This window comes from Pseudomonas sp. NPDC089554 (genome assembly GCF_050280645.1).
Taxonomy (GTDB): domain Bacteria; phylum Pseudomonadota; class Gammaproteobacteria; order Pseudomonadales; family Pseudomonadaceae; genus Aquipseudomonas.
On record NZ_JBNNVR010000106.1, the window covers coordinates 1 to 17,524 of the forward strand.

Here is a 17,524-nt window from a genome sequence, read left to right on the forward strand (position 1 = left end):
CCTATGGGCCCCGGCATGGCCATGCCGGTCCGCTTCGTGTTTTTTTATGCCTCTTCGCTATGAACTCAATATCCAAATCATAGAAACCAAAGTGCCATTAATCAGGAAGGCTTAAGCCCCTGTTCCTATACTCCATCTTCAACAGTCTCCACGGGCGTATGTGGCAGACCTGAGTGCGAACTCGACGATGGGGCAAGCAATGGAATGGCTGGGACTGCAACTTTTCGCCGAACTGCCGACGGCAGGACAGATCGTTCTCGACTGCCGCCACAACCCTTTCCTGGTCCTGATCGCCTACCTGGTCGCGTGCGCGGCCTGCTTCGCCACGCTGGACATGGCCGAACGCCAGAGCCATAGCGAGGAACGTACGGCACGCAGGCAATGGCGTGTGCTCGGCGCCTGCTGCCTGGCTAGCGGTATCTGGGCGATGCACTTCATCAGCCTGCTGGCCTTCCAGGCACCGCTGGAAGTGCACTACGACATGCCCCTGACCGCCCTTTCGTTGATGATCGCCCTGTTGGCCGCATGGCTGGCGATGAACAGCCTCAACCGCAGTGCGATGCGCCTGCGTCATTACCTACAGGCCGCACTGACCATCGGCGTGGGTATCACGGTGATGCACTACGTGGGCATGGCAGCGCTCAAGACCAGTGCCCACCAGTTCTACCAGACCGGCCTGCTGGTGAGCTCCCTGGCTATCGCCATTATCACCAGCCTGGTCGCGCTGCTCATGGCCAGGTACTTCCGCACCGGCAGCGGCACGCTGCACCTACTGATGAAGTATGGCGCCAGCCTGGTGATGGCCGCCGGTATCGTCTTCACCCATTTCACCGGCATGGGCGCCATGTCACTGGTGATCCCCAGCGACATGCCGGTGCGCCTGCCCTCGGCCGACAACAGCCTGCAACTGGCCCTGGCGATCGCTTTCGTCACCTTGCTGATCAGCGCCAGCAGCATCAGCGCCGCACTGTCGGACAAGAAACTGCAAAGCAAGGAGCGCGACCTGCGCCGGGTCAATGTGCTGCTCAGCCAGCTCGACCAGGCACGCGTCTCGCTGCAGCAGGCCGCGCACTACGACGCCCTCACCAACCTGGTCAACCGCCGTGGCTTCAACCAGGTGTTCGCCGAACGCCTGGCCGAGCAAATGGCCAACGACGGCATGCTGGCAGTGATGTTCCTCGACATCGACCATTTCAAACGTATCAACGACAGCCTCGGGCACGCGGCCGGCGACGAGCTGCTCAAGGTGATCTCGGCGCATATCAAGGCCGCGACGCGCAGCCACGATGTGGTGGCGCGCTTCGGCGGCGACGAGTTCTGCATCGTCACCCACCTGGACAACCGCGACGAAGCCCGCCACCTGGCGCAACGCATCATGCAGCGGATGAAAGAGCCGATCGATGTCGGCGGGCGGCGCATGGTCATGACCACCAGCATCGGCATCAGCATCTTCCCCGACGACGGGCGCAGCGCCGAGGAGCTGCTGAAAAACGCCGACCTTGCGCTCTACCAATCCAAGGGCTGCGGACGCAACAACCTGAACTTCTTCGCCAGCAGCCTGAAGACCCGCGCCACCCTGGAGCTGCAACTGGAAGAGGAACTGCGCGTGGCGCTGCTGGAGGAGCGCGGCCTGTGCGTGCACTACCAACCGATCTTCGACCTGCGCAGCGGCCAGGTGGCCAAGCTCGAAGCCCTGGTGCGCTGGCAACACCCCCAGCATGGGCTGCTCAGCCCCGACCGCTTCATTCCCATGGCAGAGGCCAACGGGCTGATCGCCGAGCTTGACCTGTGGGTGCTGCGCCGCGCCTGCGAGGACCTGGCCCAGCTCGGCCGACACGGCTATGGCAAGCTGAAAGTGACGGTGAACTGCTCGGCGCTGACCCTGGGCCGCGAAGAGCTGGCCAGCGAAGTGGAAATGGCGCTGTTCCAGGCTGGCCTGGCGCCACGCCAGCTGGAACTGGAAGTGACCGAGAACGCCTTGATGGGCGACATGCAACGCATCATCAGCCTGCTCAAGGGCATTCGCGCGCAAGGGGTGGCGCTGTCGATCGACGACTTCGGCACCGGCTATTCGTCCCTGGCCTACCTCAAGCGCCTGCCGCTGGATGTACTGAAGATCGACCGCTCGTTCATCCAGGACGTACCCGGCAGCCAGAAAGACCGGGAAATCGTCCAGGCCATTCTCATCATGGCCCACACCCTGCACCTGCAGGTGGTCACCGAAGGTGTGGAAACCGTGGAGCAGTACCAGTTCCTGGCGGCGCACGGTTGCGACTATATCCAGGGCTACCTGCTCAGCCGCCCAGTGCCATTGGCCGAGCTGCGCCCCGTGCTGGAACGGCTCGACCGCCAGGACAGCGAGCTCACGCCTTGCCGCGGTACAGCGTTACCAGGGTCGCGGGATCTTTTTGCAGATTCCCCTGACTACCATGCAGGCGCATCATCTGTGCGGCGAGGCCACTGAGCGGGGTGGCAGAACCTTGTTCACGGGAAAATTTCACGGCCGTGTCGAGGTCCTTGAGCAACGTACGCACATGCCATTTGACCGGCTCGAAGCGGCTTTCGGCCATCTGCGGCGCTAGAATCTGCAAAGGCTTGGAGTCGGCGAAGCCGCCGGCCAGCGCTTCGGCGATCAGGCCGGCCTGCACCCCGGAACGTTCAGCCAGGGCCACCACTTCGGCGATCACCAGCGCATTGCAGGCAACGATCATCTGGTTGCAGGCCTTGGTGACCTGGCCTGCGCCCACACCGCCCATGTGGGTGACTCGCTGACCCAGGGTGAGCAGCACAGGGCGTGCTCGCGCCAGATCCTCGACCTCACCGCCCACCATGATCGCCAGGGTTCCGGCTTCGGCCCCCGAGGTGCCACCGGACACCGGTGCATCCAGCCAGGCCATGCCGCACAAGGCCGCAAGCTCGACGGCCATGTCGCGCGTGGCGGTTGGCTCAAGGCTGGAAAGGTCTACCAGTAACTGACCACTGCGTCCGCCCTGGGCGATCCCCTGCTCGCCAAACACCACCTCGCGCACCACGGCGGTATCGGCCAGGCACAGCAGCAGCATGTCGCTGCCCTGGCACAGTGCGGCCGGGCTCTCGGCCAGGCGCGCGCCGGCCGCCACCAGCTCGGCGCACTTCTCCGGGCTGCGGTTCCACACGGTCAGTGGATACCCGGCGGCCAGAAGGCGGCGGCACATGGGCAGGCCCATCAGGCCGATTCCGGCAAACCCTAGTGAAGGTAATGCAATGTTCATCGATGACTCCCGGCAGATTAAAGAACAGCGCAATTCGGGCGATGCAGTGCTAATGCACGGCGGTAGGTAACCCTTAGTGCTTGTAGGGTAAACCCCTATCGCGTACGCAAAAGGCGCACTGTTACAGTCGCCGAATTTCTCCGTGATGGCTAGATGACATATCGTCCAGCGACCCACCCCCTCAAGGCAAATGGCGCACTATGACTTCGAATAATACTTCTGCCAATGCAGTGCCCGAGTCCTCGACCAGCTCAACCTCGCTGACCCTCGGTGGGAACCCGGTCGTGCGCAGCGTCCCGGGGCAGTACCTTTACTACACCGAGAACGACATCCAACGCATCCTCGAGAACCTCGACGGCCTGCGCGACCTGGTGTTCCCGCAGCGCCTGCACGTGGAAGACGAGACCCTGCTGCGCCTCGACCAGCAGTTCCCCTCGGTGTGCCTGATCGGCCTGGGCCGCTGCGGCTCGAACATCGCCCTGGACGTGGCGGAGCTTGTGTACAACGCCCGCACCTTCTACCTCAACGAGTTCAACAACGAGGACCGCGTCAAAGGCGAAGTCGGCCACAGCCCGGCGCGCTGGATCCGACAGAACCTGCGCCTGGTGCAGAACAAGGGCACCAAGCCGGTGTTCCTGTCGGTACTGGCCGAGAGCGTGGGCATGCAGGTGTACTTCTTCGACCCGCTGACCAAGCTGCCGCTGGGCAACGCCACCCAGGTCACCAGCCTGAACGAGCTGCTGGGCCTGGCCGACATCGTCTCGCTGCACGTGCCTGAGCTGCCATCCACCCAGTGGATGATCGGCGAGAAGGAAATTCGCGCGATGAAGAAGGGCTCGATCCTGATCAACGCCGCCCGCGGCACCGTGGTCGAGCTGGACCACCTGGCCGCCGCGATCAAGGACAAGCACCTGATCGGCGCTGCCATCGACGTGTTCCCGGTCGAGCCGCGCTCCAACGACGAAGAGTTCGAAAGCCCGCTGCGTGGCCTGGACAACGTGATTCTCACCCCGCACATCGGTGGCTCCACCGCCGAGGCCCAGGCCAACATCGGCCTGGAAGTGGCCGAGAAGCTGGTGAAGTACAGCGACAACGGCACCTCCGTGTCGTCGGTCAACTTCCCGGAAGTGGCCCTGCCGGCGCACCCAGGCAAGCACCGCCTGCTGCACATCCACGAGAACATCCCGGGCGTGCTCAGCGAGATCAACAAGGTGTTCGCCGAGAACGGGATCAACATCTCCGGTCAGTTCCTGCAGACCGACGAGAAGGTCGGCTACGTGGTGATCGACGTCGACGCCGAATACTCGGACCTGGCGCAAGAGAAGCTGCAGCACGTGAAGGGCACCATCCGCTCCCGCGTCCTGTTCTGATCGCACCCGCAGCACGAAGAAGGGAGGCCCTGGTGGCCTCCCTTCTGCATTTTCAGGCATAAAAACTTCAGATAAGGCCTAAACATTAGTAAGGTCTTGGGGTCATAGGCTGCGTTCGACCGAGGCAGGCAATAAAGCCTCGGCGAATGAAATTCACCTGCCAAGCAATAAAAGGGATCTTCATGCGTTTGACCATTGGTGTACTGCTGGCAGTACTGATAAGTCCGGCGGCCCAGGCCGAGCTGATAGACGAAATCAACGACCGGGGCGAACTGCGCATTGCCGTACCCGCCGATACCGCGCCTTACGCCTTCAAGGAAAATGAACAACTGACCGGTTTCGACGTGGAACTGGGCCAGGCACTGGCCAAAGAGCTGGACCTGCGCGCCGAGTTCATCGAAACCCCTGCCGCAGAACAATTGCCGGGGGTGGCGCAAGGCAAGTACGACATCACCCTGGACAACGCCGACACCCAGGACGGCCTAGACACCAGCAATGCCTTTGCCAGCGATGGCCGCGCGGTGCAGTTCCAGAAAGGCAACGCGGCGTTCGAAAGCGCCGTGAACAACGCCTTGCAGCGGATCAAGGGCGACGGGCGGCTGGATGCGCTGGAAGCCAAGTGGTTCAAGGACCAGACCCACAGCACTGCCGAGCAGTGACAGCAGAGGCTAAGCAGAACCTGTAGGAGCGGGCTTGTCGGATCGCCGCACCGCCACGAAGAAAGCACCGCGGTGGGTGGCACCGACTGCGCCGGTGTTCGCGGCCAAGGCCGCTCCTACAGGAGTCGCGTAATTTTCAGATTTCGAACCCGGCCAACGCCGCCTCTGCCGCGTCCAGCTCCAGCTCGCTGAACACCAGCACGCCTTCCCGGCGCAGCAGCGCTGTGGTTACCCCTTCGCCGGGCACCTTCGCGCCGCTGAACGTGCCGTCATAGGTCAGCCGGTTGCCGCACGACGGGCTGCCAGCCTTGAGCACCGCCACACGTATCCCATGCCGACGCACCAGCGCCAAGGCCTGGTTGGCGCCTGAAAGAAAGGCCGCACTCACATCCTCTCCAACCACCGTCAGCACCTGGGCCTGGCCATCAAGCACCTGCGCACCCTGCCCACCTGGGATTTCTGCCGGGGGCCGGGGTGTCGGCAAACCGCCGGCCACCTCCGGGCACAGCGGCACCACGCGGCCTTCGGCCTGCCATTGCTGCAACAGATCGGGGTGGCCACTGGCGCGGCCGTCGTAGCGCACCGGCTGGCCCAGCAGGCAGGCGCTCACCAGTACCTTGGGCCACTCAGAACGGGTCGTTGCCACGGCGTCGGAACCAGCCGGTCAGCGACAGGCGCTCACGCCCGGTCGGCAGCACTTCATGGGGAATGTCGCCCGAGAGGAACACCACCAGGCACGCGGCGACCGGCGGAACGTCCAGGGCCTGCTCGCCGTCGAGGTACAGGCGCAACTGGCCGCCATCTTGCGGCTGCCAGTCTTCGTTGAGGTAGAGGATGGCCGACACGGCGCGGCGGTCGTCGTCGCGGAAGCGGTCCAGGTGACGGCGGTAGAACGCCCCCGGCGGGTACAGGGCGAAATGGCTCTCGTAGTCTTCCAACCCCAGGTACAGGCCCTGGTTGAGCGCCTGGCGCAGGCTGTCCATGGCGTCCAGGTACAGGTCGCAGGCCTCGGACTGGCCACGCTCCAGCCACTGGATACGGTCGCCGCGGATCGCCTCGCGCACCTCCTGGCCAGCACCACGGCCCACGCTGGCCGGGCTCAGTTCGCCCTGCACCGCGCGCTGGCGGCACTCGTCGGCCAAGGCACGGATCAACGGCGCAGGCAGGAACAGCGACTGCTGCGTCCAGCCACGGTGGGCGAGGTCGTCGACGATGGCGTCGACCATCGGGTGTTCGGGAGTGAGGTTCATGGCGCGCATAGTAGCCACTGCACGCTCAAACCGACAGCACCGCTTGGCCACCAACCGTCACTGGTGTCTCGACAAAGCCCCGCCACGCCTAGGACAATAGCGGCCTGCCGACAGGAGTCCTGAATGCGCCGTTTGTTTTCCCTGCTTGTGCTGTTGATCTGCACCATGCCTGTCTGGGCAGACAGCCTTGACCAGCTTTACAAGGCCGCCGGCTGGCCCGACCAGCGCGCCCACTTCAACGATGCCCTCGATGCCGCCCAGCAGCGCTACCGCAACAGCCTGCCGCCCGCGGTGTACCAGGCCTTGGTCAACAACAGCAGCCAGCGCTTCGAAGCCCAGGCCATGGACCGCCGTGCCCAGGCGCAGCTGCGCGCCAACCTGAAGAACCCGGCGCCGGCGCTGGCGTTCTTCCAGTCGCCGCTAGGGCGCAAGGTGGTGGCCGCCGAGCTGCTGGCCACGCGCAAGGACCAGCTGGCCAAGAACGCCAAGGGCTTGCCGAAGATCCAGGCCAGCGACAACCGCGTGCTGGTCATCGGCCACCTGGCCCAGGCCCTGCCTGCCCGCGAGGCCGGGGCCGAGGTCAGCCTGGCGATCGCCGGTGTGGCGGCCGACAGCCTCAGCGCGATGCTGCCCGGCCTGCTGGGCGGCGGCCAGGCCCAGGGCTTGCTCGAAGGCCAGCGCCAGCGCCTGATGGAGCAGATCGGCGCCGACCTGAACAACACCCTGCTGTATGTCTACCGCGACCTGTCCGACACCGAGCTCGAAGAGTTCTCGACCTTCGCCGAGTCGCCCGAAGGCCAGGCCTACTACAAGGCCGCGCTTTCTGCGGTGCGCGCCGGCCTTGCGGTCGGCCAGAACAGCGCCGACCTGAAGTGATCAGCCCAGGCGCTGGCCGATGAAGGCGAAATAGCGCGCGCGAATGGCTGGCAGCTCATTGGCCAGGTGATGACGGGCCTCGGGCAGCATCAGCACCTGGGGCTCGGCGAACTTGGCCTTGAGCACATCCAGGTTGTAGCGCCAGTCCACCGTGCCGTCGGCTTCCCCCTGTACGATCAACGGCCGCCGCATACTGCGCGGCGCCGCCTCGATGCGCTTGATCCAGTCCACCAATGCGCCGACCCAGGTCGTGGCCAGACGCCGCGGTTGCAGGGGGTCGGCCTGCAGGAACGGCAGGAAGGTCGGGTCGTTGCTGTTGTCGCTGAAACGCCGCTCGATGCCATCGACGAAATGGCGCAGCACGCGATAGCTCAGCTTCGACCAATGCCAGGCGCGCGGGCGCACCAGTGGCGCCAGCAAGATCACCTCGCCGCTCACCGGGCTGCGCGGGCCCGCGTGCAACAAGTGGTCGACTGCAATCGCCCCGCCGGTGCTCTGCCCGCAGAGATGCCAGGGCTGCGGCAGGCCTAAGCCTTGCGCCTGCTCGAAGAGCGCGTCGAGCACCTGCTGGTACACCGCGAAACTCTCGATGCTGGCCCGCGCCCCGCTGGACAGCCCATGCCCAGGCAGGTCGCAGGCGATTACCACGAACCCCTGGCCCAGGGCCCACTCGATCACATGGCGGTACAGGCCCATGTGGTCGTAGTAGCCATGCAACAGGAACAGGGTGGCCACGGGGTTGGGCGCCATCCACACCTGCCCGACCAGCTCGAAACCGGCCACCTCGAAACGCCCCAGCCAGCCATTGCCAGGCAGGCCATAGAAGCGTTGGTAGTCGAGGGCCTGGGTCGACAAGGGCTGGCGCGCCGCCAGCGGCGCAAGGCTGGCGCGCAGCAGGTCGGGATGGAAGGTGGTGGGCATCGGTACATCCGGCTGCAGGTGCAAGTATTGACCTGCGATATTCAGCTCTGCGCTGCGTCATGGCAAGCTGACGCACCTTCACACAAAGCGCTATCGCCACTGCCCGATGAAACGCCTCGCCACATTATTCGCCGCCCTGCTCTGCGCCGCCGCCCTGTGGTGGGCCTACGACAGTTTCCAGGGCCGCTACCTACGCCCCTTCGACAACCAGGCCACGCTGTTCGATGGCGGCCAATTGCGCCTGCCCGCCGAGCTGGCCGGCCCCGGGCCAATTCGCGTGGTGCATTTCTGGGACCCGGCCTGCCCGTGCAACGTCGGCAACCAGCAGCATCTGGGCGAGCTCATCGAGCATTTCGTTCCCGAGGACGTGAGCTTCCATGTGCTGCAGAAGCCGGGTAGCCAAGGCCAGCTTCCGGCCAACCTCAGCGCACTAAAGCCCTTGGCCAGCCTGCCCGGCAGCGACCAGTTGCCTGCCAGCCCAGCCGTTGCCATCTGGGACCGCCAAGGCCAGCTCGCCTATTTCGGCCCCTACAGCGAAGGGGCGCTGTGCAATTCCAGCAACAGCTTCATCGAGCCGATCCTCAAGGCGCTGCTGCAAGGCCGCCAGGTGACGGCCTCCAACACCTTGGCGGTGGGTTGCTATTGCCGTTGGGCAGGCTGACGCACCCGCGCCGGGTTGCCCACCACCACCGCCCCCGCCGGTACATCGCGGGTTACCACGCTGCCCGCGCCGACCACCGCGTTGTCGCCGATGGTCACCCCCGGCAGGATGATCGCCCCTCCGCCGATCCACACGTTGTTGCCAATGTTCACCGGGCGCCCGCTTTCCAACCCGGTGCGGCGCAGTTCGGGGTCCAGCGGATGGTCGGCGGTGTAGATCTGCACCGATGGGGCGATCTGGCAATCGTCGCCGATACGCACCGGCAGCACGTCGAGAATCACCACGCTGAAGTTCATGAAGGTGTTCTTGCCGACGCTGATGTTGTAGCCATAGTCGCAGTAGAACGGCGGGCGGATCACCACGCCCTCGCCAACACTGGCGAAATGCTCCATCAGCAACGCGTGACGTCCTTCGTTGAGCAACTCGGCGCTGTGGTTGTAGCGCTGCATCCACTGTTTGTTGGCGATCTGGTCGGCCTGAAGCTCAGGGCAGCCTGCGTGATAGAGCTGGCCTGCCAACATTTTCTGTTTTTCACTCAAAGACATGGAAACTCCTTAACGGGGACTACTCTCAATTCGTTTTCCCATGGAAGATCCGACAACACTTTCCCCGCGAATGCACAAGGATTCCTATGAAGCGCAGCCTGACCCTGCTGGCCATCGTCGTTGCCGTGGCCGCTGGCGCCGGTTACTGGTACATCCACGGCAAGCAGCCGCAACGTGAAGGCGAGCTCGCCATCGCCGGCCTCTCGGCGCCGGTCAGCGTGCGCTACGACACCCGTGGCGTGCCGCATATCCAGGCGCAGAACGAAGCGGACCTGTACCGCGCCCTGGGCTACGTGCACGCCCAGGACCGTCTGTTCCAGATGGAAATGGTGCGGCGCCTGGCCCGCGGCGAGCTGGCCGAAGTACTGGGTAGCAACCTGGTGCACACCGACACACTGTTTCGCAGCCTGCGCATTCGCGAGCAGGCCGCACGCATGGTCGAACGCCTCGACCCGCAATCACCGCCCGGGCAAGCGCTGCACGCCTACCTGGCCGGCGTGAACGCCTGGCAGGCCAGCCACCCCAAACCGCTGGAATTCGACGTGCTGGGCATCCCGTCGCGGCCGTTCACCGCCGAAGACACCCTGAGCGTTGCCGGCTACCTGGCCTACAGCTTCGCCGCCGCGTTTCGCACAGAACCTGCGCTCACCTACATTCGCGACCAGCTGGGCCCGGAGTACCTGAAGGTCTTCGATCTTGACTGGCAGCCCAACGGTGCCTTGCGCCCGGCACTTGCCGATGCCGACTGGCGCAGCCTCGAACGCATCGCTCGACTGAGCAACGAGGCCCTGGGCGCCGCCGCCATTCCCCAATTCGAAGGCAGCAACGCCTGGGCCGTGTCGGGCAGCCATACCCGCAGCGGCCGCCCGCTGTTGGCCGGCGACCCGCATATCGGCTTCGCCGTGCCAGCAGTGTGGTACGAGGCCGAGCTGTCGGCGCCGGGCTTCAACCTGTATGGCTACTTCCAGGCCCTGAACCCCTTCGCCCTGCTGGGTCATAACCGCGACTTCGGCTGGAGCCTGACCATGTTCCAGAACGATGACGTCGACTTGATCGCCGAGAAGGTCAACCCGGACAACCCCGACCAGGTCATGGTCGGTGGTCAGTGGCACGCCCTGGAAAAGACCGAGCAGCAGATTGCGGTCAAAGGCGAAGACCCGGTCGCTATCACCTTGCGCCGCTCGCCCCATGGCCCGATCGTCAACGAAGTACTGGGCGGCACTGCGGGCACCACGCCGATTGCCATGTGGTGGGCCTTCCTGGAAACCGAGAACCCGATCCTCGAGGCTTTCTACCAGCTCAACCGCGCTGACAGCCTGGGCAAGATGCGCGACGCGGCGGCGAAGATCCAGGCGCCCGGCCTGAACCTGGTCTGGGCCAATGCCCGTGGCGATATCGGCTGGTGGGCGGCGGCGCAATTGCCGGTGCGCCCGGCGGGCGTCAACCCCACGTTCATCCTCGATGGCAGCAGCCACGAAGCCGACAAGGCCGGTTTCTACCCGTTCAGCGCCAACCCGCAGCAGGAGAACCCGGCCAGCGGCTACATCGTCTCGGCCAACTACCAGCCGCCGGCCAGCATGCCCATTCCCGGCTACTACAACCTGCCCGACCGTGGCCGCCAGCTCGACCGCCAGCTGGCCAACCCCGAGGTGAAGTGGGACGTGCAGAACAGCCAGGCGCTGCAACTGGACACCACCACCGACTATGGCCCGCGCACCCTGGCGCCGCTGCTGGCGACCCTGCGCGAAGTGGCCGAAGGCGACGAGCAGAAGGAGCTGGTGGAGCAACTGGCCGCCTGGCGCGGCGACTACCCGGTGACGTCCACCAGCGCCACGCTGTTCACCCAGTTCCTGGATGAACTGGCCTTCGCTGCGCTGCACGACGAGCTGGGCGACACCTGGTTCCCGGTGCTCATCAGCACCCGCGCCATCGATGCCGCCCTGCCGCGCTTGGCCGCCGACCCCGAGTCGCCCTGGTGGAACCTGCGTGGCGCCCCCGAGCGCAGCGACCGCACCACCGTCGTGCGCCTGGCCTGGCAGCGCACCCTGGAGCACCTGCGCGAAACCTTTGGCAAGGACCCGGCCGCCTGGCAATGGGGCAAGGCGCATACCCTCACCCACAACCACCCGCTGGGCCAGCAGAAACCCTTGAACCACCTGTTCAATGTCGGGCCGTTTGCCGCGCCCGGCAGCCACGAGGTGCCGAACAACCTCTCGGCCAACCTCGGCCCGGCGCCCTGGGCGGTCAACTACGGGCCTTCGACCCGCCGCCTGATCGATTTCGCAGACGCCGGGCAAGCCTTGACCATCAACCCGGTCGGGCAGAGCGGCGTGCTGTTCGACAAGCATTATTCCGACCAGGCCCAGGACTACATCGAAGGCCGCTACCACAAGGCGCAGATGGGCGTGATACCAGCGCAGAGCACGTTGCGCCTGGTTCCCGCCGAGCAGTAGGTGGAATTTTGGAAGATATGCGTAGGAAAGGGATGACTGTAAACCCACATTTCAGTCAGTACCCTGAGGCGGGTCGCCTACCTAAGATCGACGCCACCTACTCAAATCAGGAGCTACACAACTATGGAAAAGCAATTCATCGAAATCGATGGCGCGCGCATGAGCTACATCGATCAGGGCGAAGGCTTCCCGATCCTGCTGGGCCACAGCTACCTGTGGTCTGCCGAGATGTGGAAGCCGCAGATCGAGGCGCTGTCGCAGCACTTCCGCGTCCTGGTCCCGGACCTGTGGGGCCATGGCCAGTCCGATCTGCCACCGGCCACCACCACCGACCTGGAAGCACTGGCGCGCCAGCACGTGGCCTTCCTCGATGCGCTGGACATCGAGCGCTGCCACCTGGTCGGCCTGTCGGTCGGCGGCATGTGGGGTGCGGTGCTGGCGGCGCAGAACCCCGAGCGCGTCGACCGCATCGTGCTGATGGACACCTACCTGGGCGCCGAGCCTGAGGCGACCCGCAACTACTACTTCAGCCTGCTGGACAAAGCCAGCGGCGCCGGCGAGTTCACCGATGAACTACTGGACATCATCGTGCCGATCTTCTTCCGCACCGATGGCCTCACCCCGCCCGAGCTGCGCGATCAATTCCGCCAGGACATGAAAGCCTTCAGCGCCGAAGCCATTCGCGGTGGCATCGACCCGATGGGCCGCGTGACCTTCGGCCGCAAAGACCTGCTCAATTACCTGAGCGACCTGCCAGCGGAGCGCACCATCGTGCTGTGCGGCGACCAGGACAAGCCGCGACCACCGCACGAGTCCAACGAGATGTCGCAACTGATCGGCTGCCTGGCGGCCCAAGTGCCCTTCGCCGGGCATATCGCCAACCTGGAGAACCCGGCAGTGGTCAGCGATTTCCTGCTGAACTGGCTGCCGCGTAACGCCTGATGCAACCGGCTGGGGCCGCTTTAGCGACCCCAGCCGCATCACCCCGCTCATCGATCCGCAGCTTGCTGAACGCTAACAATGTGCTAAGTATGAAGGCACTGTCGAAGGTCATGGATGGCGCCTCGATGGAGTGTCTCGGCAAGCATCACGCCTGGGGTAAAGGGCATACAGGCATGACCTGATGAAAGCCTCGGAAATTTCCCTTATCGGTAAGGGATCTTTCTTCTACAAAACCCCTCAAATGACGCAGAAAGTGACCGCCGTTCCATCAAACCAACAAGGACGATAACGATGAACAGCCCCGCACCTGTCAATTCCAACGAACAACTCCAGTGGCTGCTGGCCTTGCGCAAGGCGCTGGGCGAGAAGCGCCAGGCCTGCTGACCTGAGGCAAACAAAAACGCCGACGCAAATGCGTCGGCGTTTTCATTCGGGTGAAGCGCCAGCTGTGTATCAGAACGCTGGCAGTACCGCGCCTTCGTATTTCTTCTGGATGAATTCCTTCACCTCAGGGCTGGTCAGCGCCTTGGCCAGCTTCTGGATCGCCTCGCTGTCCTTGTTGTCTGGGCGAGCAACCAGGAAGTTCACGTACGGCGAGTCAGCGCCTTCGATCACCAGGGCGTCCTTCTTCGGGTTCAGCTTGGCCTCGAGCGCGTAGTTGGTGTTGATCATGGCCAGGTCGACCTGGTCCAGCACGCGCGGCAGCATGGCCGACTCAAGCTCGCGGAACTTCAGCTTCTTCGGGTTCTGGGCGATGTCCTTGGGGGTGGCCAGGGCGTTCTTCGGGTCCTTCAGAGTGATCAGGCCAGCCTTCTGCAGCAGCAGCAGGGCACGGCCGCTGTTGCTACCTTCGTTAGGGATGGCGACGGTGGCGCCTTCCTTCAGCTCGTCCAGGCTCTTGACCTTTTTCGAGTAGCCGCCGAAGGGCTCGACGTGTACACCGATCACGGTGACCAGGTTGGTGCCCTTGCCTTCGTTGAAGTTCTTCAGGTAAGGCAGGGTCTGGAAGTAGTTGGCGTCCAGGCGCTTCTGGTCGACCTGCACGTTAGGCTGGACATAGTCGGTGAACACCTTCACTTCCAGGTCCACACCTTCCTTGGCCAGGGTCGGCTTGATCAGCTCGAGGATCTCGGCGTGAGGAACCGGGGTGGCGGCAACCACCAGTTTCTCGGCGGCCTGGGCCAGGCCGGACAGCGACAGGGCAGCCGCCAGGGCGGTGGTCAACAGCGTTTTTTTCATGGCAATCCTTGTTATCGAGCTGGGGGCCATCGGTGATGGCGACGTGAGGTGCCGACCGGTATCTGCCAGTGGGCGTGAGGCGGACGATACCGGGATTTTTTATTCCGTAACAATATCTTTTATTTCGCTGCTTATTCCAAAAACAAATTGCCATCAGCGCGTTTTCTTATGAGCCTTCTACGGCGCCGTCTTGATCCAGACGCGCCAGTGCCGCATGCAGTATCTGGCGCAACGCGATCTGGCTGCTCGCCTCACGGCCATGGGCCAGGCGCTCGAGCTGCGCGGCGAGATTGGCCAGCGGTTCGGCATCCGGCAAGTCGAGATGCCTGGGCAATATTTCCTCGTCATCGCCCACCAGCAGGGCAAAGTGGATGACGTTCTCCAGCTCCCGGGTATTGCCCGGCCAGGCGTGTGCCTCCAGGGCCTGCTGCGCGGCTTCACTGATCAACGACACGGGCCTGCCCAGACGTGCGCTGTAGATGCCGACGAAATACTCGGCCAGCGGCAGGATATCGCCCACCCGCTCGCGCAACGCCGGCAGCGCCAGCTCCCCTTCCTGCAAGTAGTGATACAGCCGCTCGTTGAAACGCCCGGCCTGCACGGCCTTGGCCAGGTCGATACTGGACGCGGCCACCAGGCGTACATCCACCACCTGCGGTTGCTGCGCACCGACGCGGGTGACTTCGCGGTTTTCCAGCGCGGCCAGCAGCTTGCCTTGTATCGCCAACGGCAGGTCGGCGATCTCGTCCAGGTACAAGGTGCCGCCATTGGCCGAACCGAACCATCCGGCGCGGCTGCTGGCCGTGCCGCCGTGGCTGCCGGCGCTGTAGCCGAACAGTTCGGCATCGGCATAGGTCGGGCTGATGGCCGCGCAGTTGACCGAGACGAACAGCCCGCCGCGGTCGCTGGCGCGGTGTATCTGGCGGGCCAGCAGCTCCTTGCCGGTGCCGGTCTCGCCGCGGATCAACACCGGCAGCGGTTGCGGCGCCAGGCGTTCGAGGTTCTGGCGCAAGGCCTGGGAACGTGGGTCGACGAACACCAGCGCCTTGGCGCGAATGCTCAGCGGGCTCTTGTCTTGTTCGGGGAAGGTCAGCAGCGGCTGGCCGAAGGGGGTGTTGAGCGTCATGGAATACTCCCGCCCCGACCACTGCGGGCCGGGGATCCAGGTCTATCGGTGAAAGGCTGGCGGATCAGGCGCGGCGCAGGTCACGCTGCTCGATCCGGCCTTGCAGGCGGTACAGGTAGGCGAAACCTTGCTCCCAGCGTTCGTGCCCGGACTTGACATTGATGTGCCCGGCATTGGCCAGCAAGCCGGGTTCCGCTCCCCAGGCCTGGGCCAGCAGCAAGGCGCGCGGCACGCTGATGGCCGGGTCGTTGTCGGAGCTGACCACTTGGCTGGGAAACGGCAGCGCCTGGGTCGGGATCGGCGCGAAATTGCGCAGTGCCGGCGCGCAGGTCGGCCGCTCGACATCCGCCGGCGCCACCAGCAGCGCTCCGCGCACCCGGCGCAGCAACGCCGGGCTGGCCTGCGCCGCCCAATGGGCGATGGTGATGCAGCCCAGGCTGTGGGCGATGAGAATCACCGGCGAGCGCTCGGCGGCGATGGCCTGCTCCAGCGCCTGCACCCAATCGCGGCGCTGCGGGGTGAGCCAGTCCTGCTGCTCGACCCGGGCGCTGTTGGGCAGGCTGCGCTGCCAGTGACTCTGCCAATGGTTGTCTGGCGATCCTTGCCAGCCCGGCACAATCAGGTAGCGAATCGACTCATTGCGCATGGGGACGCCTCCTTGGAAGTTTGCGTGCTTGGGGTCCAAGTATAGGGAGGCAGTTATATCAGTAAAGGAATAAGAAGCTATTTATTAATAACAAAATTTATTATTGGCTGTCCGGCCTCTTCGCGGGCAAGCCCGCTCCTACAGGATCTTGAGCGCGACACATCCCGTCGCGAAGAGGCCAACACCGCAAGCACTGCATGGCGCATAAAAAAGGGCCACCCCCAGCCAAGGAGAATGGCCCTGAAACAGCTAGCTGAAGCAGCGCGTCAGCGGCTTAGATATCCGCCACCTTCTGCCACACCTTCGGCCGGAAGAACAACGTCTCGCCCCGGGCCAGCCCGCTCAGGCTGTCGTGGTCCTTGACCACCTCGGCCTCGATCAGCTCGCTCTGCCCTGCCACCTTCAGCGTCACCCGCGTGGTCGCGCCCAGCGGGCGGATGTCGCGCACTTCGGCGGCATGGTGGCCTTCGGTTTCGTGACGCGACAGCGACACCTCGTGCGGACGGAACAGCACATGGTGGCCTTCGCTGAGGCTCAGGCGGTTGGAGTCGCCCAGGAAGTGGTAGACGAAGTCGTTCGCCGGCTTCTCGTACACCTCGCCCGGCGAGCCGATCTGCTCGATCACGCCCTTGTTCATCACCACGATGCGGTCTGCCACTTCCATGGCTTCTTCCTGGTCGTGGGTGACGAATACCGAGGTCAGGTTGATATCCTCGTGCAGGCGCGCCAACCAGCGGCGCAGCTCTTTGCGCACCTTGGCATCCAGTGCCCCGAACGGCTCGTCGAGCAACAGTACCTTGGGCTCCACCGCCAGGGCGCGGGCCAGGGCAATACGCTGGCGCTGGCCGCCAGACAACTGCTCGGGGTAGCGGTCGGAAAGCCAGTCGAGTTGCACCATGTTCAGCAGCTCATGCACTTTCTCGGCGATCTTGCTCTCGCTCGGGCGCTCGCCCTTGGGCTTCATGCGCAGGCCGAAGGCGACGTTGTCGAACACGCTCATGTGGCGGAACAGCGCGTAGTGCTGGAACACGAAACCGACGTTGCGGTCACGCACGTCGTGGCCGGAAACGTCCTCGCCATGGAACACGATGCTGCCGTCGTCCGGGGTTTCCAGGCCGGCGATGATGCGCAGCAGGGTGGTCTTGCCGCAGCCGGATGGGCCCAACAGGGCCACCAGCTCGCCGCTGTGGATATCCAGGTTGATGTTGTCCAGGGCCTGGAAGCTGTTGAAGCGCTTGCTGACGTTACGAACTTCGATCGACATGAATTATTCCTCGGCTGCGCTGTTGCGCAGACGGTTGATACGGTTCTCGCTCCACTGCTTGAGCAGCAGGATGAAGAGCGCCAGGATCAGCAGCAGGCTGGCCACGCTGAAGGCCGCGACGTGGTTGTACTCGTTGTAGAGAATTTCCACGTGCAGCGGCAAGGTGTTGGTGACGCCGCGGATATGCCCGGACACCACCGACACCGCGCCGAACTCGCCCATCGCCCGACCTGCGGGGTCTTGATCTCGAGGTAGCCGTTCTCGCGCTGGACCTTGCGCATGTACTGCTCGAGCACCTGGTAGATGGTCCAGCCGTTGGCG

General features: G+C 64.4%; 15 protein-coding genes and 4 pseudogenes. 8 read left to right on the forward strand and 11 right to left on the reverse strand.

Features of this window, described 5'->3' with window-relative positions:
- The first annotated feature begins 199 nt into the window (after window positions 1-199).
- Window positions 200-2,464: a putative bifunctional diguanylate cyclase/phosphodiesterase gene (locus ACQKPE_RS22770; protein WP_427668958.1), complete on the forward strand. Its 2,265-nt coding sequence runs from the start codon at window positions 200-202 to the stop codon at window positions 2,462-2,464.
- On the opposite strand, the gene ACQKPE_RS22775 is transcribed toward ACQKPE_RS22770, so the two are convergent.
- Window positions 2,364-3,251, reverse strand: coding sequence for an NAD(P)-dependent oxidoreductase (locus ACQKPE_RS22775; RefSeq protein ID WP_427668959.1), 888 nt, complete (start codon window positions 3,249-3,251; stop codon window positions 2,364-2,366). The genes ACQKPE_RS22770 and ACQKPE_RS22775 overlap by 101 nt on opposite strands.
- 200 nt (window positions 3,252-3,451) lie before the next feature.
- Here ACQKPE_RS22775 and ACQKPE_RS22780 point away from each other — a divergent pair.
- From ACQKPE_RS22780 to ACQKPE_RS22790, 3 genes and pseudogenes are all read left to right on the forward strand, one after another.
- Window positions 3,452-3,889: pseudogene (locus ACQKPE_RS22780) on the forward strand (hypothetical protein); the annotation flags it as partial.
- Window positions 3,887-4,621 (forward strand): annotated as a pseudogene (locus ACQKPE_RS22785) (NAD(P)-dependent oxidoreductase); the annotation flags it as partial. The pseudogenes ACQKPE_RS22780 and ACQKPE_RS22785, both read left to right, overlap by 3 nt.
- A 182-nt stretch (window positions 4,622-4,803) precedes the next feature.
- Entirely contained in the window at window positions 4,804-5,280 is a 477-nt protein-coding gene (locus ACQKPE_RS22790) for a transporter substrate-binding domain-containing protein (RefSeq protein ID WP_427668960.1), read from the forward strand.
- Between the two features lie 136 nt (window positions 5,281-5,416).
- On the opposite strand, the gene ACQKPE_RS22795 is transcribed toward ACQKPE_RS22790, so the two are convergent.
- Window positions 5,417-5,926 carry a DUF523 domain-containing protein gene (locus ACQKPE_RS22795; RefSeq protein ID WP_427668961.1) on the reverse strand — a complete coding sequence of 170 codons (510 nt, stop codon included), beginning with the start codon at window positions 5,924-5,926 and terminating at the stop codon, window positions 5,417-5,419.
- On the reverse strand, window positions 5,907-6,539 hold the full coding sequence (locus tag ACQKPE_RS22800; protein WP_427668972.1) for a 2OG-Fe(II) oxygenase: 633 nt from the start codon (window positions 6,537-6,539) through the stop codon (window positions 5,907-5,909). Before ACQKPE_RS22800 ends, ACQKPE_RS22795 begins: the two co-directional genes overlap by 20 nt.
- 114 nt (window positions 6,540-6,653) lie before the next feature.
- Between ACQKPE_RS22800 and ACQKPE_RS22805 the strand changes: the two genes are divergently transcribed.
- A complete protein-coding gene (locus ACQKPE_RS22805; RefSeq protein ID WP_427668962.1) occupies window positions 6,654-7,406 on the forward strand; it encodes a DUF2059 domain-containing protein in 753 nt (250 codons plus the stop codon).
- Here ACQKPE_RS22805 and ACQKPE_RS22810 read toward each other — a convergent pair whose 3' ends face one another.
- On the reverse strand, window positions 7,407-8,327 hold the full coding sequence (locus ACQKPE_RS22810) for an alpha/beta hydrolase (protein ID WP_427668963.1): 921 nt from the start codon (window positions 8,325-8,327) through the stop codon (window positions 7,407-7,409). It lies immediately after the preceding gene.
- Window positions 8,328-8,433: 106 nt separating this feature from the next.
- Here ACQKPE_RS22810 and ACQKPE_RS22815 point away from each other — a divergent pair, with 106 nt between their 5' ends.
- Window positions 8,434-8,988, forward strand: a complete 555-nt coding sequence (locus ACQKPE_RS22815) for a DUF6436 domain-containing protein (protein ID WP_427668964.1) — start codon at window positions 8,434-8,436, stop codon at window positions 8,986-8,988.
- Here the strand turns inward: ACQKPE_RS22815 and ACQKPE_RS22820 are convergent.
- Window positions 8,967-9,533 carry a sugar O-acetyltransferase gene (locus tag ACQKPE_RS22820; protein ID WP_427668965.1) on the reverse strand — a complete coding sequence of 189 codons (567 nt, stop codon included), beginning with the start codon at window positions 9,531-9,533 and terminating at the stop codon, window positions 8,967-8,969. The two genes, ACQKPE_RS22815 and ACQKPE_RS22820, sit on opposite strands and share 22 nt — an antisense overlap.
- Window positions 9,534-9,619: 86 nt before the next feature.
- On the opposite strand from ACQKPE_RS22820, the gene ACQKPE_RS22825 reads away from it, so the two are divergent.
- Window positions 9,620-11,986, forward strand: coding sequence for a penicillin acylase family protein (locus ACQKPE_RS22825; RefSeq protein WP_427668966.1), 2,367 nt, complete (start codon window positions 9,620-9,622; stop codon window positions 11,984-11,986).
- Between the two features lie 123 nt (window positions 11,987-12,109).
- The gene (locus tag ACQKPE_RS22830) at window positions 12,110-12,928 is read left to right on the forward strand and encodes an alpha/beta fold hydrolase (protein WP_427668967.1); all 819 of its coding nucleotides are present in this window, start codon (window positions 12,110-12,112) and stop codon (window positions 12,926-12,928) included.
- Between the two features lie 453 nt (window positions 12,929-13,381).
- Here the strand turns inward: ACQKPE_RS22830 and ACQKPE_RS22835 are convergent, their stop codons facing one another.
- The 6 genes and pseudogenes from ACQKPE_RS22835 to ACQKPE_RS22860 form a co-directional block, all read right to left on the reverse strand.
- Window positions 13,382-14,167, reverse strand: a complete 786-nt coding sequence (locus ACQKPE_RS22835; RefSeq protein WP_427668968.1) for a MetQ/NlpA family ABC transporter substrate-binding protein — start codon at window positions 14,165-14,167, stop codon at window positions 13,382-13,384.
- A 166-nt stretch (window positions 14,168-14,333) separates the two neighbouring features.
- Window positions 14,334-15,293 carry a sigma 54-interacting transcriptional regulator gene (locus ACQKPE_RS22840; protein WP_427668969.1) on the reverse strand — a complete coding sequence of 320 codons (960 nt, stop codon included), beginning with the start codon at window positions 15,291-15,293 and terminating at the stop codon, window positions 14,334-14,336.
- A gap of 64 nt (window positions 15,294-15,357) precedes the next feature.
- A complete protein-coding gene (locus ACQKPE_RS22845; RefSeq protein ID WP_427668970.1) occupies window positions 15,358-15,939 on the reverse strand; it encodes an alpha/beta hydrolase in 582 nt (193 codons plus the stop codon).
- A gap of 274 nt (window positions 15,940-16,213) precedes the next feature.
- Window positions 16,214-17,203 carry a sulfate/molybdate ABC transporter ATP-binding protein gene (locus ACQKPE_RS22850; protein WP_427668971.1) on the reverse strand — a complete coding sequence of 330 codons (990 nt, stop codon included), beginning with the start codon at window positions 17,201-17,203 and terminating at the stop codon, window positions 16,214-16,216.
- Between the two features lie 3 nt (window positions 17,204-17,206).
- Window positions 17,207-17,431 (reverse strand): annotated as a pseudogene (locus ACQKPE_RS22855) (sulfate ABC transporter permease subunit CysW); the annotation flags it as partial.
- A pseudogene (locus tag ACQKPE_RS22860) lies at window positions 17,431-17,524 on the reverse strand (hypothetical protein); the annotation flags it as partial. The pseudogenes ACQKPE_RS22860 and ACQKPE_RS22855, both read right to left, overlap by 1 nt.